We start from the raw sequence: 15,215 nt of genomic DNA, 5'->3' as shown, positions 1-15,215 counted from the left end.
ATGGGCGTGTCCGAGACCGTCTCCGATTGGGTGCCCACCGGCGCGGTGACCGTTCGGGCGCCCGGCAAGGTCAACCTGTACCTCGCCGTCGGAGATCTGCGCGAGGACGGCTATCACGAGCTGACGACCGTTTTCCATGCGGTATCGCTGGCCGATGACGTCACGGTTCGGGATGCCGACGTGCTCTCCGTCGATGTCGTCGGGCAGGGCGAGGGTGTGGTGCCCACGGACGAACGCAACCTTGCCTGGCAGGCTGCCGAGCTCTTCGCCGACCACGTCGGCCGCGCCCCGGACGTCTCTATTTTCATCAACAAGGACATCCCGGTCGCGGGAGGTATGGCGGGCGGATCCGCCGATGCGGCCGCGGTGCTGGTCGCGATGAACGAGCTGTGGCGCGCCGGTGTGCCGCGCCGCGATCTGCATCACCTGGCCGCTCAGCTCGGCAGCGATGTGCCGTTCGCGCTGCACGGGGGAACCGCCCTGGGCACAGGCCGGGGCGAGCAGCTGGCCACTGTGTTGGCACGCAACGTTTTTCACTGGGTGTTCGCCTTCGCCGACGGCGGATTGTCCACGCCGGATGTATTCCGGGAGATTGACCGGCTGCGCGAGAACGGTGATCCGCCACGGCTTGACGCATCCGACGAATTGCTCGGTGCACTCGCCGCCGGCGACGCGCGGCGGCTGGCGCCGCTGCTGGGTAATGAACTGCAGGCCGCCGCGGTCAGCCTCAACCCCGGTCTGCGGCGCACGCTCCGCGCCGGGGAGTCCGCGGGTGCGCTCGCGGGGATCGTGTCTGGTTCTGGCCCTACCTGTGCATTCTTATGCACCTCGGCCGAGGATGCGGTGCAGGTGGGCGCCGAGCTGGCTGGCGCGGGTGTGTGCCGGACCGTCCGGGTGGCCAGCGGGCCCGTGCACGGTGCGCAGGTCGTTCAGGGCCGCAGCGACGGCTAGACACGCCGAGCAACGCGACACGCCGAACGGCCAGATCGCCGTAGGTTTGGCCGTCGATTAAGAAAAGCCTAAGATGCTACGGGACCAGAAGAAGGCACCCGGACTGTCACCTGAACGATATGAATCCGCTGCTAAAGACACTGCGCGCGCCTACCGCGCGTCGCGGCGGCTATGGCGGACTATCCGATAAGGACGCGTGACTCGCCCAACAGGCCTAGGCCAGGAGGAACTGTGAGCAGGTTTACCGACGAGCTGTACGCGAACGCGCTCTCCAGCGTCAAAGGCATGGTCACCGGCGAACCTGACACTCCTGTGCGGCATACCTGGAAGCAGGTGCACGAGCGCGCCAAGCAGCTGGCCGGTGGTTTGGCCGCCGCAGGCCTCGGGCCTGACGATGCGATCGGCATGTTGGTGGGCATGCCCGTCGAGATCGCCCCGGCGATCCAGGCGGTGTGGATGCGTGGCGCCTCGCTGACGATGCTGCACCAGCCGACCCCGCGCACCGACCTCGCGGTCTGGGCCGAGGACACCCTGAAGGTCGTCGACATGATCGGCGCCAAGGCCGTCATCGTGTCCGCGCCGTTCGACGCCGCGGCTCCGGTGCTCGAGGAAAAGGGCGTGATCGTCGTCCAGATCAAGGATCTGTGGGATGCCGATCCGATCGAACCCGCCGATGTCGACGAGGACGCCGTCGCGCTCATGCAATTAACGTCGGGGTCGACTGGTTCCCCGAAGGCAGTCAAGATCACCCACCGCAACCTGTACGCCAATGCGCACGGCATGTACGTCGCCTCCAAGTACAAGCCCGAGTCCGACGTGATGGTCAGCTGGCTGCCCTTGTTCCACGATATGGGCATGGTCGGCTTCCTCACAGTGCCGATGTTCTTCGGCGCGGAGCTGGTGAAGATCACCCCGCTGGACTTCATGCGCGATGTTCTGTTGTGGGGCAGGCTGATCGACAAATACAAGGGCACCATGACGGCCGCCCCGAACTTTGCCTACTCGCTGTTGGCCAAGCGGTTGCGCAACCAGGCCAAGCCGGGTGACTTCGACCTGTCGACGCTGCGGTTCGTACTCTCCGGTGCCGAGCCGGTGGACCCGGCAGTGGTCGATGACCTGTGTGATGCCGGAAAGCCGTTCGGCTTCAAGTCCTCTGCGATGGTCCCCGCCTACGGTATGGCGGAAACTGCTCTGGCCGTGTCCTTCTCGGAGGTTGAGGCCTCCGGTCTGATTGTCGACGAGGTAGATGCCGACTTGTTGGCCGCGCTGCGTCGGGCCGTTCCCGCTACCCGCGGAAATCTCCGTCACCTGGCGACGCTGGGCCCGCTGTTGCCCGGTATCGAGGCGCGTGTCATCGATGAGGACCTGAATGTGCTGCCTCCGCGCGGCGTCGGCGTCATAGAGTTGCGCGGCGAGTCGGTGACACCCGGTTACGTCACCATGGGTGGATTCCTGGCGGCGCAGGACGAAAACGGTTGGTACAACACGGGTGACCTCGGTTACCTGACGGAGCGTGGGCATGTGGTGGTCTGCGGTCGCGTCAAGGACGTCATCATCATGGCGGGCCGGAACATCTACCCGACCGATATCGAGCGTGCGGCCGGTCGCGTCGACGGTGTGCGGCCAGGTTGTGCGGTCGCCGTGCGCCTGGAGGCCGGAGTCGACCCCAAGAACCAGCGCGAGACCTTCGCGGTTGTGGTGGAGTCCAACGCATTCGAGAATGCGGACGAGGTTCGCCGGATCGAGCAGCAGGTCGCGCACGAGGTTGTTGCCGAGGTCGATGTGCGGCCACGCAATGTGGTGGTGCTCGGACCAGGCAGCATTCCGAAGACCCCGTCGGGCAAGCTGCGCCGCTCGACCTCGGTGGCCCTCGTCATCTAAGCGATGGCGTACTTTCTCGGGCAGCGGCTCGCCGAGCTCGTCCTGTTCGGCCCGATAGTCTTGCTCATCGTGTGGTTGGCGACTCGTCGCCTGCGGCGTAAACCATCTCAGCAGAATCACTGGGAGCACGCGGTGCAGACGTGCGCTGTGAACCCCGCTTTCCGCTTGGGGCAAATCGTCGAAGTGCTTTCGAGCGATGCTGAGCAAGGGGAACGCGCGCGAATCGCATGGCACGACACCGGACATCGAGCAAGAGATTTGGTTCGGAGACGCCTGGCCGCTGGAAGACGTGTGGGTGGTGGTGAGTGGCGCGAACGGAGACGGTGCCGCTGAACGTAACCCGCAGGTCTTCTACGTCTCGGAAGTTCACGACATCATCGTGTTGTGAACGCCGAAGGCGTAGCCGCTACTCGAACGGAACGGGTGGCATCCTGACCACCTGGGCGGCATAGCTCAGTCCGGCGCCGTATCCGATGAGCAGGGCCAGGTCGCCCGGCTTAGCGGCTCCGGTCGACAGCAGACCCTCCATGGCCAGCGGCACAGACGCGGCAGAGGTGTTGCCGGTGTGCTCGATGTCGTTGGCGATCACCGCATCTGAACGCAGATGCAGGTTCTTGGCCAGCAATTCGTTGATCCGGCTGTTGGCCTGGTGCGGCACGAAGACGTCGATATCCTCCGGGCCCACCTTGGCTGCCTCCAGGGCGCGTTGCCCCACCTTGCCCATTTCGAATGCGGCCCAACGGAATACCGAGGTTCCCTCGATGCGCAAATAGGGACGCGGGCCCTCCGGGTCCGGCGCCGCCGCGAAGTCCATCCAGTCGATGTCCTGACGAATAGCGTTGGCCTGACTGCCGTCGCTGCCCCATACCGTGGGGCCGATGCCCTGTTCGGCGGTCTCGCCGACGACGACCGCGCCGGCCCCGTCGCCGAAGATGAAACAGTTGCCCCGGTCGGTCATATCCAGTGCGGGGGAGAGCTTTTCCGAGCCGATGACCAGCACCTTGCTGGCGCTGCCACCGCGGATCATGTCGCCCGCCACGCCCACTGCGTATCCGAAGCCGGCGCAGCCCGCGGACAGGTCGAACGCCGGGACACCCTGGGCTCCCAGCGCGGTGGCGACGGCCGGGGCGGATGCCGGCGTCTGCAGGTAGTGGGTGCTGGTGGCGACGATGACGGCGTCGATCTCGGCGCCGGTCAGCAGGGCGTTGGCGATGGCCTTGCGTCCGGCCTCGATGGAGAGGGTTTGGGCGGATTCGTCGTCGGCAGCGAACCGGCGGGTCTTGATCCCGGTGCGGGTGTAGATCCACTCGTCCGAGGACTCGATGTGCTCGCAGATCTCTTCGTTGGTGACGACGCGTTCGGGGCGGTACGCCCCCAGGCTGAGCAGGCCGATCTTGTTGACGCCGGTGATCTCCGCGATGTCGGTCATGAGGAGACCATAGCGGGGCCATCCGGGCGTCTAAGTCCAGGCATGCACCTGATTCTGTGCTGCCTCCAGGCCCAGGCGGATCAGGAGCTCGGTGGCATCGACCCCCTGCTCACACAGGAGGGGAACCTGTTCGGTCTCCGCCTTGGCGAAATTCTCCAATACGAACGTGGCCGGATCCTTGCGGCCGGGGGGACGCCCGACACCCAGGCGGACCCGCAGATAGTCCTTGGTGCCCAGCGACTGGGACACCGAGCGCAGCCCATTGTGGCCCCCCTCGCCGCCGCCGCGCTTGAGTCGCACCGTGCCGAAATCGAGATCCAGTTCATCGTGCATCACGATGACGTTGCCCGGGGGAACCGAAAAGAAGTGGGCCAGCGCGGCCACCTGTGGGCCGGAGGTATTCATGAACGTGCGCGGCTTGGCCAGATTCACGGCCCGGCCGCCGAGGCGAATCGTCGTCGCCTCGGCGCCGGACTTCTTGTGCGGCTTGAATGTCGCGCCGTCCTTGGCCGCCAACAGGTCGGCAACCATGAATCCGAGGTTGTGCCGGGTCTTGGCGTAGGTCGGCCCGGGGTTGCCCAGGCCGACCACCAGCACGGCATCGTCGGATACGTCGGGCACGTCTTACTCCTCGGAGGAGCCCTCGGCGGCCTCGTCCGCGGCGGGAGCCTCGGCAGCACCTTCGCCGCCGCCACCCTCGGCGTCCATCTCATCGGCGGTCGGGGCCGCGACGACGTTGATGACCAGGGTCTCGGGATCGGAGATCAGGGTCGAGCCCTTGGGCAGCTCGATCGATCCGGCGGTGATCTGGGTGCCCGCGGCAAGGCCCTCAACCGACACGGTGAGGAACTCGGGGATCGACAGCGCCTCGGCCTCGATCTCCAGGGTGTTGGCGTCCTGGGTGACCAGGGTGCCGCTCTCGGCGTCGCCCTCGATGTGGACGTTCACCTCAACGGTGACCTTCTCGCCCTTGCGCACGACCAGCAGGTCCGCGTGCACCAGGTTGCGGCGGATGGGGTGAATCTCGATGGTCTTGGTGAGGGCCAGCTGCTCGCGCCCCTCGATGTCCAGGGTCAGGATGGCGTTGGTGCCGGTGTGGCGCAGCACGGCCGCGAAATCGCGGGCCGGCAGGTTCAGGTGCTCGGGGGTGGTGCCGTGGCCGTACAGGACCGCGGGAACCAGGCCGTCACGGCGCGCGCGGCGCGAGGCGCCCTTGCCGGTGTCCGTGCGGACGGTGACGGTGAGGTTATTGCTGGTGGGGGTGTTCTTCTTGGACATTTGGTCTACTCCTTGCGTTTCGTTAGGCACGGCGCAGGGAGGACATCCGGGGCGGAGGCCCCGATGAGTACAAGATTCCCGTCGATAACGGTGGGAAGACCCACCCTCGCCGTGACAGCCCGCTCAGAGTAGCCGAGCACGCGCCCGAAAGGCCAATCAGCTCGGGTGTCAGTGCTGGTCAAAGGGCAAAGGAAACCCCGGTGAGCTGCTCGGACAGGTCCCACAGGCCCTTCGCGCTCTCGGCGTCCTGTGCTCTGCGGCTGCGGCCCACCGGCTTGGGGTAGCCCTTGGCCTCGAACGGCCCGTCCGGCCCGATGTATGTGTCACCCGGCAAGTCCTGGGATGCGGCGTACAGCGCCGGGAGGGCGCCATGTGCGGCGTCCTGTGCGAAGAGGTTGCCGGTCTTCAGCGCGATCTCGAAGAGCGGATTCCCGCTGTGCGACTGCAGCTCGGTGGCGGCCACACCCGGATGGACGGTCAGCGCGCGGACCGCTGATCCGGCCGCGCTCAGGCGGCGCTGCAATTCCTTCGTGAACAGCAGGTTGGCGAGCTTGGATGCGCCGTACGCCCCCGCGCGGGTGTACCCGCGGCGCTCGTAGTTGAGGTCGGCCAGGTTGATCTTCCCGGCACGGTGGGCGACGGATGCCACCGCGATCACCCGGTCGGTGATCTTGGGCAGCAGCAGGTTCGTGAGCGCGAAGGCGCCGAGATGGTTTGTGCCAATCTGGCTTTCGAAGCCATCGGCGGTCTTGGCCTGCGGCACCATCATGATGCCGGCGTTGTTCACCAGGATGTCGACGGCTTCGACGGTATCGGCGAAGGCGCGCACCGAAGCCAGGTTGGCCACGTCGACCTGTCGAACCTCGGTGCTTCCGGTGATGGTTGCTTGGGCGGCCTTGCCCTTCTCGGTGTTGCGCACGGCCATCACGACATGGGCACCCACCCGGGCCAGCTCGCGTGCGGTCTCCAGGCCGAGTCCACTGTTGGCTCCGGTGATGATGACGGTGCGGCCCTCGAATGACGGCAGTTCTGCAGCGGTCCATGTGGTCGTCGACTTGGTCACGGGAGCTGACCCTAATGGCCAAGGCCGATACCGTCGAGGTGTGACTTTTGAGGTAGACATCGACGCCTTCCTTTCGGGGCTGAGCACCCCGCCCCGCCTGCTCGGCATCGGCGAACCCACCCACGGACCGCAGGAGTTCGGGCATCTGCGCAATCGGCTGCTTCGTCACCTGGTGGCCGAGCGCGGTTTCCGGTCGGTCGCGGTGGAGAGTGACGCTGTGGCGGGGTTCGCCGTCAACCGGTATGTGACGACAGGGGAGGGGACTCTCGAGGACGTGCTCGACGCCGGGTTCAGCCACGGCTTCGGCGCCTACGCGGCCAGCCGCGAGCTGGTCGAGTGGCTGCGCGACTGGAACGTCGGCCGAGAACCCGGCGAGCAGGTGCGGTTCTACGGTTTCGACGCCACCACCGAGATGATGGCCTCACCGAGCCCGCGCGACACCCTTCTTGCGGTGCACAGGTATCTGTCAACCGGTGGTGCCGTCCTGCCATATTCGGAGGACGTGATCACCGATCTGGTGGGCGACGATGCCGCCTGGTCTCACCCGGACGCCATGATCGATGCCGCGGTTTCCATCGGGCGATCGGCTCCGGCACGCCAATTGCGGCTGATTGCCGATGAACTCGTGGTCGCATTGGAGAGGTACGCCCCGGCATTGCGTGCCTCAACCTCGCCAGAGCAGTTCTGGCAGATGTGCGCTGTCGCCCGTGCGGCGGTCGGCCTGCTGCGGGCGCATTTCGCGATGGCCGACCCGGGCCCGTCCCGGATGTCCACCATGCTGGGTGTCCGGGATGCGCTCATGGCCGAGAATCTGGAGGCGATCGCCGACGCCGAGATACACAGCGGCCCAACGCTGGTGTTCGCCCACAACGGGCATCTGCAGCGACATCAGACCACGGTGTCCATGGGCTCCGTGCAGTCCAGCTGGTGGTGTGCCGGAGCGCTGGTCGCCTCGGCGGGCCGCGTCCCGTATGCGGTCATCGCGGGCGATTTCGGCACCCATGAGTCCGCGGACATCGGTGTGCCGCATGCCGACACCCTGCATGGATGGATGTGGAGCTGGGGCCCCGACCGGATGCTCTTCCCTGTCACCGAGATTCCCGGCGGATTGTCGCCCCGGCAGGACGTGCCGCCGCAGTCCGGCTGCTACCCGGTCGATCCCGCTGGCGTAGAGGGCGTGGACGCCATCGCGTTCATTCGGAGTCTTACCGCTTGGTGATCTTGAGGCCCTCGGTGAGGGTGGCGACATCCTTGGACAGTGCCGCGGACTGCGCCTCGGTGGTGGTCACGGTGAGCTGCACGAGGTAGTTCAGCGACCCGTCCGGCACGATGACGTCCCGGTTCCACGAGTGCACCCGCACGTTCTGGTTGTCGTAGATGCTCTCGATAGCGGCCGACGGATATCCCTGGAAGTCGTCCAGGGATGAGGTGATCTTCTGAAAGTTCTGGGTGTTCTCCGCATCGGAGAACCCGTGTTCGGTGATTGCCTTGCGGGCGTCCAGGGGGCCGTCCAGCTGGATGAGGTAGATCACCGCACTCGGTGTCCGGCCCTGATCGGCTCCGCTGGGTTTGTCGCTGATCAGGTAGGCGGGATCGAGCGAGCCCAGGTTCTCCCAGCCCTCGGGCAGCGGGATCTCGACGCGCACGTTCGCCGGACTCGCCGGGGACACCGGGACGACCGTGACGCCAACGCTTTGCAGGTAGTCGTTCATCGACAGCGGCGTGGCGGTAGGAGGGGCCGAGCTGGCCGATGCCGTGCTGCTCGATGGCGAGCTGCTTGGTGTGGTGCTGCCTGACGTCGGGCTAGGTGATGAAACGGCTTGTGGTTCGGGTTGTTTCGAGTCGCATCCGGCCGTCGCGAGCGCCATCAGGCACCCGGCGACCAGCGCGGCGCTACGCATTCCCGTCGAAAAGTCCTGTTACCGAACCGTTTTCGAAAACCTCGCGGATGGTGCTGGCCAGCAGCGGCGCGATCGACAGCACCGTCAGCTGCGGGAAGCGCTTCTCCTCGCCGATGGGCAGTGTGTTGGTGACGAGCACCTCGCGGGCGCCGCAGTTGGCCAGACGCTCGGCGGCGGGGTCGGACAGCACGCCGTGGGTGGCGGCGATCACGACGTCCTTGGCTCCCGCCTCGTGGAGCAGCCCGACCGCTCCGGCGATGGTGCCACCGGTGTCGATCATGTCGTCAGTGATGACGCAGGTCTTGCCGGTGACGTCACCGACGACGCGGTTGGCCTTGACCTGGTTGGGCACTCGCGGGTCACGCGTCTTGTGAATGAAGGCCAGTGGCACACCGCCGAGCGAGTCGGCCCACTTCTCGGCGACGCGCACGCGCCCGGAGTCGGGGGAAACCACCACGACGTCCTCGCCGTTGCTCACGTAGTGCTCGGCGATGTATCCGCACAGCAGCGACTGGGCCCGCATGTGATCCACCGGTCCGTCGAAGAAGCCCTGGATCTGATCGGTGTGCAGGTCCACTGTGACGATGCGATCGGCGCCGGCGGTCTTGTACAGGTCGGCTACCAGGCGGGCCGAGATCGGTTCGCGGCCGCGGTGCTTCTTGTCTTGGCGCGCATAGGGGTAGAACGGCAGGATCGCGGTGATCCGCTTGGCGCTGCCGCGCTTGAGCGCATCGATCATGATCAGCTGTTCCATCAGCCAGGTGTTCAGCGGTGCCGGATGCGATTGCAGGACAAACGCGTCGCAGCCGCGCACTGACTCCTCGAACCGCACGAAGATCTCGCCGTTGGCGAAATCGCGGGCGGTCTGAGCGGTCACCTCGACATCGAGTTCCTTGGCGACCTGTTCGGCCAGTTCAGGGTGCGCGCGACCCGAGAACAGCATCAGATTCTTGCGGTTATCCGTCCAGTCGGTGCTCACGGCGCAGCTAGTCCTCTTGGGTTGGCAATTTTGGGCTTTGCAACGACGGGGCCGGGTTCCGTCCCGTCGGGGTAATCGTACGGACCTTTCCCTGGTGACTGGGAGCGGGTTGCCGGAATTTGAACGCGAGATGGCCAAACCCGGCATTCGCCGGGCGTGAGCAGCGGTGTTCCCACCCGGCGATCAGGAATCCCTGGACGCTTCCTCGGCGGCCTTGGCGGCGTCGCTTCCCGGGCGCTTCTGCGCCACCCAGCCTTCGATGTTGCGTTGCGGACCGGCCGACACCGCCAGCGCTCCCGGCGGCACATCCTCGCGGATTACCGTGCCGGCGCCGGTGTACGCCCCGTCTCCGACGGTCACCGGGGCCACGAACATGGTGTCCGAACCGGTCTTCACGTGCGAGCCAATCACGGTGCGCCGCTTGGTTTCTCCGTCATAGTTGACGAATACGCTGGATGCTCCGATGTTGCTGTGCTCGCCGATGTCGGCATCGCCCACATAGGTCAGATGCGGCACCTTGGTGCCGCGGCCCACGGTGGAATTCTTGACCTCCACAAACGCGCCCAGCTTGGCGCTCTCGCCCGTCACTGTGCCCGGCCGCAGGTACGTGAACGGCCCGATGACCGATCGCGCGCCGATGGTGGACCCCTGGCCATGGGTGCGGATGACTGTCGCCGAGTCGCCGACCGTGACGTCGATGAGCGTGGTGTCGGGGCCGATGTGGCAGTGGCTGCCGATGACGGTCTGCGAGTGCAGTTGGGTGCCGGGCGCGATGGTCGCGTCTTGACCGATTCGGACATCGACGTCGATCCAGGTGCTGGAGGGGTCGACGATGGTGACCCCGGCGCGCTGGTGGAAGCGGATGATTCGCCGATTCAGCTCGGCGCCCAGTTCGGAGAGCTGTACGCGATCGTTGACGCCGGCCACCAGTGCGCTGTCGTCAACATGGTTGGCGTGCACCACTTTTCCGCTCTGGCGGATGATCGACACGGCATCGGTGAGATACAGCTCGTGTTGTGCGTTGTTGGAGCGCAGCTGAGACAGCGCGGCATGCAGCGGCCCGATGTCGAAGGCGTAGACCCCGGCGTTGACCTCACCGATGGCGCGTTGGCTGTCGGTGGCATCGGTCTGTTCGACGATCGCGATGACCTCGCGGTCCTGTGTGCGCAGGATGCGTCCGTAGCCGGTGGGATCGGCCAGGGTGGTGGTCAGCAGGGTGGCGGCGGCCGGTTCGGATGTGTGCCGGCTGATCAGTCCCGCGAGGGTGTCGCCGTCGAGCAGCGGGATATCGCCGGACGTGACGACGACGGTGCCGGTGAAGTCCGCGGGTAGCGCCTGCAGGCCGCACGCCACGGCGTGCCCGGTGCCGAGCTGCTGCTCCTGCACGGCGACGCCGATCGTGCGGTGCAGCGACTCGGCGAGGATTTCGACGGCGGTGGCAATGCGTTCACGATCGTGTCCCAGCACGATCACCAAGTGGTCGGGATTGACGCTGGCCGCGGCATGCACCGAGTGCGCCAGCATCGAGCGGCCGCCGAGGGTATGCAGCACCTTGGGGATGTCCGAACACATACGAGTACCGGCACCCGCGGCCAGCACGATTACTGCGGTCCCAGCGGAATTGCCTGGCATTTCCTACTCCCTACTGCTCCGTCGCCAGGACTCGAACCTGAACTATCTGAACCAAAATCAGAGGTGCTGCCGATTACACCACGACGGACTGTTACAGAATGAAGACTGTAGTCGACCAAGGAGCGAGGCTTGCCCGAGCGACATTAGGTCCACAAGCTCGGTTATGCGACCGAGGAAAGTGATGGCACATGGCGGTACCTAGTAGGCCGGATGGCCCCGGGCGGACTCCTCGCGTCCGGATGGCCGGCACTGAGCGCCGCCGCCAGCTGATCGATGTCGCGCGGTCGTTGTTCGCCGAACGCGGGTATGAGGCCACCTCTATTGAGGAGATCGCGCAACGCGCCGGGGTGTCCAAACCGGTCGTCTACGAGCATTTCGGTGGCAAGGAGGGCCTTTACGCCGTTGTGGTGGATCGTGAGATGTCGGTGCTGCTCGACGGCATCACGTCGTCGTTGACGAGTTATCGCTCACGGGTGCGGCTGGAGCAGGTGGCGCTGGCCCTGTTGAGCTACATCGAGGACCGCACCGACGGGTTCCGGATCCTGATCCGGGACTCACCGCCCGGGGTGAGCTCGGGGACGTATTCGAGTCTGCTCAACGACGCGGTCAGCCAGGTGTCGAGCATCCTGGCGGGCGATTTCCAGCGCCGTGGCCTGGACGCCGAGATGGCACCGCTCTACGCGCAGGCGCTGGTGGGTCAGGTGTCGATGACGGCCCAGTGGTGGCTCGATGCCCGGGAGCCCAAGAAGGAAGTGGTGGCGGCGCACATCGTCAACCTGTGCTGGCATGGCTTGAAGCATCTGGAAGCAGATCCGCAGCTACATGAGGAATGACCCGTCAGGCAGGAACATCTGCGCGCTCCGCACCGTTTGACCTAACGAGTGGTTCGGATGGGAGGTGGTCGGTCGTGACAGCGATTCGCCTCGTTCTTGGCGTCGCGGCCGCGCTCGCGGTTGCCGTCATGGGTGCTCCCACTGCGGCCGCGGACAACTGCAGCGGCCCCCTGACCGCACGGGTGTGTGTGAAGCCGGGCAACGCCGAGTTGCATTCCACGCCGAACCGGGAGTTCATCCCGGACGTTCCGCAGGCATCGCCGTGGCTCGTCGTCGGGGGTACCGGCTCGGGCATCTGGATCCCGTGACAGAACCGGCGGGCAGGGCCGAACCAGTGCGTGACATGCGTCGATCACCTAGAATTTAACTTGTTGGGGTTGACCACAGGATGAGGTGTTTGTCATGACGTCAGTAGTTGTGCGATGGGCAGTGATCGGTGCTGCCGCGGCCGCGTTGGGCGCCTTGCCTGTGTCGCTGGCCTCCGTTGCCGCGGCCGATCCGCAGTGTGCGGACCCGGCCATGTGTCAATCCGAGCCGCCTAACCCCGAGAATTGCAATGGCGGACCCGACGACATGGTGTGCACCCGTGCGGGAGACGCGGAACTGCACTCGTCGCCGAACCCGGCAGACATCCCACCGGTACCGCAGGCCGAGACTCCGCCCTGGATGGTTTTCGGTAACCCCGGTATGGGTCACTAGCAGGTCGGTACCGGGACAACACCCCTTGGTAATTGCTTTCGGATCCTAACGAGTCTAACGTTGACTTGTTAGCGAATCTAAGCATTAAAGGGGTGTTGTTCCGTGCCTGGGCTTCGATACGCCGTGGCGGTGGCAGCGACGGGTCTACTTGCGGCGGTTCCTGTTGGCATTGAGGCGACCAGTCCGGCGGGTGTGGCCCTTGGCGGCCATGGGCACTGCGCGCAGCCCCGGACGGGTTCCGAGGTGTGCATAACGCCTGGTGACGCCGAGCTACGATCGTGGCCGGATCCGGCCGACCTGCCGACTCCGCCCGACGTCCCGGTGCGTCCCGACAACCTCTGAATGGCTGCCCGGGAACGCGCGTGCGTAATTCTGGCCGATAGGTTCGGAAAAGCTGTGAACTAGCTGTATGACGTGCGAAAAGCGCCTAAAGTCAAACCCTGGGGTTGATGGATAGGCGAGGTGCTTGTCATGACGTCAATACTGATGCGATGGGTGGTGGCAGCCGCGGCGGCGGCAGCGCTGGTCGTCATGCCCGCGGTACTGGCCCCGGCGGCGGGGGCAGAGCAGCCGTGCGCGGATCCGGCCATGTGTCAGGCGCCGACTCCCGCGGCTCCGGTGCGCGAGGACGCCGAATTGCACTCGAAGCCAAATCCGGCGGACATCCCGCAGGCTCCCCAAAGCGGCATGCCGCCCTGGCAGATGATCAATGCTCCCGGAGAGGCGCGCAATCACCCCTGAGTCATGGCGTGGTTGGCAGTTAGCTGTGAACTGACTGGGAAAATGCCGGTCCGATGGCGACGTGAGGCAGGCGGACCTATCGTCTTCTCATGATGTTTGTGCTGGTACGGCGTGCGGCGCTGCTGGTGGCGGCGGGTGTCACCATCGGTACGCCGTTGGCTTTGGGCGTATCTCACGCCGATCCCCCGTGCGCGCCGGGTGCGGCCGCCTGCGCGCTGCCCACCGCGGTTGTTCCGCCGGCCGGAGCGCACGAAAAGTGCAGTGCGCCAAAACCGGGTGAGGAGGTCTGCTCCGAGCCCGGTGACGCCGAGCTCCACTCAACCCCTACGGCCCACATCCCAGCGCCGCCCCTGACGGTTGCCCCGACCAAGGGCGGCGCCGCGCTGTAGACGAACGAGCGTGAGGGCCGTTGTTGCCCTACTGCGCGCCGCAGTCTCGTGACAGCAGATCGGCGATGGTCTCGCGGCGTACCAGCTCGCGCACCCGTCCATCGCGGACCGCGAGCACCGGGGGACGTCCGACCAGGTTGTAGGACGAGGCCATGCTGTGGTTGTACGCACCGGTGCAGGCCACGGCCAGCACGTCGCCGGGGCGTACATCCGAGGGCAGACTGACATCGCGGGCGATCTCGTCGCCGGATTCGCAGTGCCGCCCGGCCACGGTCACCAGCTGCGGTGGCGCAGACGGATGCCGATTGGCCAGAGCCACACTGTATTTCGCGTCGTACAGCGAAACGCGGGGGTTGTCGCTCATGCCGCCGTCGACGGCCACGAAGGTGCGTCCGCCGGGCTGGGTCTTGACCGACACCACCCGGTACAGCGTCACTCCCGCGCGCGCGGAGATGGCGCGACCGGGCTCCACCACGATGCGCGGGCGCGGGAAACGCTCAGCCGCGCAGGCGGCGTCGAGGGCGTCGTCGATGAAATCGGCCAGTTCGGCCAGGTCGAGTTCGGGATCACCCGAGCGGTAGGGCACACCGTGGCCGCCACCGATATTGAGTTCACTCAAGATCACGCCATGTTTGGCGCGGATATCGGCCATCGCTGCGATCATGCGGCGGATGGTCTCGCCGTAGAGCGCGCAGTCGGTGACCTGTGAGCCGATATGGCAGTGCAGGCCCACCAGGTTCAACAGGGGTTGGTCAAGAACGCGGCGGGCGGCTTCGGTGGCATGCCCGCCGTGCAGCGGAAACCCGAACTTCTGGTCGGTGACGCCCGTCGTCACCGCGGCATGGCCGTGGATGTCGATATCGGGGGTCACGCGCACCAGCACTCGCTGGCGCTTGGACAGCCGGGTCGCCAGGAACATGATCTCGGTATAGGAGTCCACCACGATCCGGCCCACACCCACTGCGGCTGCGTCACTGAGTTCATCAGGGGTCTTGGCGTTGCCGTGCATGATGATTCGTTCCGGATCGAAACCGCCCGCGAGTGCGGTCGCCAGCTCACCGGAGGAGCAGACATCCAGCGACAGGCCCTCCTGCGCCACCCAACGCGCGACATCGGCGGTCAGCAGTGCCTTGCTGGCATAGGCGACCTCGATCTCGCGCAGGGTGCTGCGATAGCGACGGGCGCGGTAGCGGAAGTCCTCCTCGTCAAGTACGTACGCGGGGGTGCGGAATTGGTCGGCGATTTCCGAGAGCGCCGTCTCTCCGACGCACATCCGGCCCTGCTCGTCCAGGTGTGTGGTGACCGGCCATACGGCTGGGTCGACGCGTGGGCGCGCCACGTTATGTAAGGACGGCAGGAGGTCCAGAAGTGTCATGCATCCACCGTGCGCCTGTGGCGATCGCATGCGGAGTTTCTTGACGTGGCCTTGACGGAGATGG

The 15,215-nt window shown here is 66.0% G+C and carries 18 protein-coding genes and 1 tRNA gene; 10 read left to right on the top strand and 9 right to left on the bottom strand.

Features of this window, described 5'->3' with window-relative positions; all coding sequences use genetic code 11:
• From B4394_RS03190 to B4394_RS25605, 3 genes are all read left to right on the top strand, one after another.
• Window positions 1–951 carry a 4-(cytidine 5'-diphospho)-2-C-methyl-D-erythritol kinase gene (locus B4394_RS03190; RefSeq protein WP_078314107.1) on the top strand — a complete coding sequence of 317 codons (951 nt, stop codon included), beginning with the start codon at window positions 1–3 and terminating at the stop codon, window positions 949–951.
• 231 nt (window positions 952–1,182) lie between these two features.
• The gene (locus B4394_RS03185) at window positions 1,183–2,832 is read left to right on the top strand and encodes a fatty acyl-AMP ligase (RefSeq protein WP_078314106.1); all 1,650 of its coding nucleotides are present in this window, start codon (window positions 1,183–1,185) and stop codon (window positions 2,830–2,832) included.
• Window positions 2,833–3,028: 196 nt separating this feature from the next.
• Window positions 3,029–3,220 carry a hypothetical protein gene (locus B4394_RS25605; RefSeq protein WP_286141881.1) on the top strand — a complete coding sequence of 64 codons (192 nt, stop codon included), beginning with the start codon at window positions 3,029–3,031 and terminating at the stop codon, window positions 3,218–3,220.
• Between the two features lie 18 nt (window positions 3,221–3,238).
• Here B4394_RS25605 and B4394_RS03175 read toward each other — a convergent pair whose 3' ends face one another.
• The 4 genes from B4394_RS03175 to B4394_RS03160 form a co-directional block, all read right to left on the bottom strand.
• Complete coding sequence (locus tag B4394_RS03175) at window positions 3,239–4,261, bottom strand: beta-ketoacyl-ACP synthase III (protein ID WP_078290570.1); 1,023 nt, start codon at window positions 4,259–4,261, stop codon at window positions 3,239–3,241.
• Window positions 4,262–4,291: 30 nt separating this feature from the next.
• Entirely contained in the window at window positions 4,292–4,858 is a 567-nt protein-coding gene (gene pth / locus B4394_RS03170; RefSeq protein WP_078310581.1) for an aminoacyl-tRNA hydrolase, read from the bottom strand.
• Between the two features lie 27 nt (window positions 4,859–4,885).
• A complete protein-coding gene (locus tag B4394_RS03165) occupies window positions 4,886–5,539 on the bottom strand; it encodes a 50S ribosomal protein L25/general stress protein Ctc (protein ID WP_078310147.1) in 654 nt (217 codons plus the stop codon).
• Between the two features lie 178 nt (window positions 5,540–5,717).
• Window positions 5,718–6,602: an oxidoreductase gene (locus tag B4394_RS03160; RefSeq protein WP_078310144.1), complete on the bottom strand. Its 885-nt coding sequence runs from the start codon at window positions 6,600–6,602 to the stop codon at window positions 5,718–5,720.
• Between the two features lie 40 nt (window positions 6,603–6,642).
• On the opposite strand from B4394_RS03160, the gene B4394_RS03155 reads away from it, so the two are divergent.
• Window positions 6,643–7,821 (top strand): erythromycin esterase family protein, encoded by a 1,179-nt coding sequence (locus B4394_RS03155; protein WP_176138272.1) that lies wholly within the window; start codon window positions 6,643–6,645, stop codon window positions 7,819–7,821.
• On the opposite strand, the gene B4394_RS03150 is transcribed toward B4394_RS03155, so the two are convergent.
• The 4 genes from B4394_RS03150 to B4394_RS03135 all read right to left on the bottom strand — a co-directional run bounded on the left by B4394_RS03150 (window position 7,808) and on the right by B4394_RS03135 (window position 11,202).
• Window positions 7,808–8,503, bottom strand: coding sequence for an LpqN/LpqT family lipoprotein (locus B4394_RS03150; RefSeq protein WP_078314104.1), 696 nt, complete (start codon window positions 8,501–8,503; stop codon window positions 7,808–7,810). The two genes, B4394_RS03155 and B4394_RS03150, sit on opposite strands and share 14 nt — an antisense overlap.
• On the bottom strand, window positions 8,496–9,482 hold the full coding sequence (locus tag B4394_RS03145) for a ribose-phosphate diphosphokinase (RefSeq protein ID WP_078310138.1): 987 nt from the start codon (window positions 9,480–9,482) through the stop codon (window positions 8,496–8,498). Before B4394_RS03145 ends, B4394_RS03150 begins: the two co-directional genes overlap by 8 nt.
• A 183-nt stretch (window positions 9,483–9,665) precedes the next feature.
• Window positions 9,666–11,114, bottom strand: coding sequence for a bifunctional UDP-N-acetylglucosamine diphosphorylase/glucosamine-1-phosphate N-acetyltransferase GlmU (gene glmU / locus B4394_RS03140; RefSeq protein WP_078310136.1), 1,449 nt, complete (start codon window positions 11,112–11,114; stop codon window positions 9,666–9,668).
• A gap of 16 nt (window positions 11,115–11,130) precedes the next feature.
• Window positions 11,131–11,202 (bottom strand) — tRNA-Gln (locus tag B4394_RS03135).
• A 151-nt stretch (window positions 11,203–11,353) separates the two neighbouring features.
• Between B4394_RS03135 and B4394_RS03130 the strand changes: the two genes are divergently transcribed.
• From B4394_RS03130 to B4394_RS03105, 6 genes are all read left to right on the top strand, one after another.
• Window positions 11,354–11,947, top strand: a complete 594-nt coding sequence (locus B4394_RS03130; protein WP_070936308.1) for a TetR/AcrR family transcriptional regulator — start codon at window positions 11,354–11,356, stop codon at window positions 11,945–11,947.
• Window positions 11,948–12,075: 128 nt separating this feature from the next.
• A complete protein-coding gene (locus B4394_RS03125; RefSeq protein ID WP_078290626.1) occupies window positions 12,076–12,255 on the top strand; it encodes a hypothetical protein in 180 nt (59 codons plus the stop codon).
• A gap of 94 nt (window positions 12,256–12,349) precedes the next feature.
• On the top strand, window positions 12,350–12,646 hold the full coding sequence (locus B4394_RS03120; RefSeq protein ID WP_078310577.1) for a hypothetical protein: 297 nt from the start codon (window positions 12,350–12,352) through the stop codon (window positions 12,644–12,646).
• Window positions 12,647–12,748: 102 nt separating this feature from the next.
• Window positions 12,749–12,988, top strand: coding sequence for a hypothetical protein (locus B4394_RS03115; protein ID WP_078310133.1), 240 nt, complete (start codon window positions 12,749–12,751; stop codon window positions 12,986–12,988).
• A gap of 129 nt (window positions 12,989–13,117) precedes the next feature.
• Window positions 13,118–13,387, top strand: a complete 270-nt coding sequence (locus tag B4394_RS03110; RefSeq protein ID WP_078314250.1) for a hypothetical protein — start codon at window positions 13,118–13,120, stop codon at window positions 13,385–13,387.
• Between the two features lie 89 nt (window positions 13,388–13,476).
• Entirely contained in the window at window positions 13,477–13,776 is a 300-nt protein-coding gene (locus tag B4394_RS03105; protein ID WP_078314103.1) for a hypothetical protein, read from the top strand.
• Between the two features lie 28 nt (window positions 13,777–13,804).
• Here B4394_RS03105 and lysA read toward each other — a convergent pair whose 3' ends face one another.
• On the bottom strand, window positions 13,805–15,151 hold the full coding sequence (gene lysA / locus B4394_RS03100; RefSeq protein ID WP_078310125.1) for a diaminopimelate decarboxylase: 1,347 nt from the start codon (window positions 15,149–15,151) through the stop codon (window positions 13,805–13,807).
• Window positions 15,152–15,215: the final 64 nt, after the last annotated feature.

The sequence above is a fragment of the Mycobacterium sp. D16Q16 genome (genome assembly GCF_002013745.1).
GTDB lineage: Bacteria > Actinomycetota > Actinomycetes > Mycobacteriales > Mycobacteriaceae > Mycobacterium.
This window is presented reverse-complemented; position numbering and strand designations above follow the sequence as displayed.

Excerpts from the sequence above, each read along its gene's own strand:
- B4394_RS03190 (WP_078314107.1), top strand. The coding sequence starts at position 1 with ATGGGCGTGTCCGAGACCGTCTCCGATTGGGTGCCCACCGGCGCGGTG.
- B4394_RS25605 (WP_286141881.1), top strand. The coding sequence starts at position 3,029 with ATGCTGAGCAAGGGGAACGCGCGCGAATCGCATGGCACGACACCGGAC.
- B4394_RS03175 (WP_078290570.1), bottom strand. The coding sequence starts at position 4,261 with ATGACCGACATCGCGGAGATCACCGGCGTCAACAAGATCGGCCTGCTC.
- B4394_RS03165 (WP_078310147.1), bottom strand. The coding sequence starts at position 5,539 with ATGTCCAAGAAGAACACCCCCACCAGCAATAACCTCACCGTCACCGTC.
- B4394_RS03150 (WP_078314104.1), bottom strand. The coding sequence starts at position 8,503 with ATGCGTAGCGCCGCGCTGGTCGCCGGGTGCCTGATGGCGCTCGCGACG.
- glmU (WP_078310136.1), bottom strand. The coding sequence starts at position 11,114 with ATGCCAGGCAATTCCGCTGGGACCGCAGTAATCGTGCTGGCCGCGGGT.
- B4394_RS03130 (WP_070936308.1), top strand. The coding sequence starts at position 11,354 with ATGGCCGGCACTGAGCGCCGCCGCCAGCTGATCGATGTCGCGCGGTCG.
- B4394_RS03125 (WP_078290626.1), top strand. The coding sequence starts at position 12,076 with ATGGGTGCTCCCACTGCGGCCGCGGACAACTGCAGCGGCCCCCTGACC.
- B4394_RS03120 (WP_078310577.1), top strand. The coding sequence starts at position 12,350 with ATGACGTCAGTAGTTGTGCGATGGGCAGTGATCGGTGCTGCCGCGGCC.
- B4394_RS03110 (WP_078314250.1), top strand. The coding sequence starts at position 13,118 with ATGACGTCAATACTGATGCGATGGGTGGTGGCAGCCGCGGCGGCGGCA.
- B4394_RS03105 (WP_078314103.1), top strand. The coding sequence starts at position 13,477 with ATGATGTTTGTGCTGGTACGGCGTGCGGCGCTGCTGGTGGCGGCGGGT.
- lysA (WP_078310125.1), bottom strand. The coding sequence starts at position 15,151 with ATGACACTTCTGGACCTCCTGCCGTCCTTACATAACGTGGCGCGCCCA.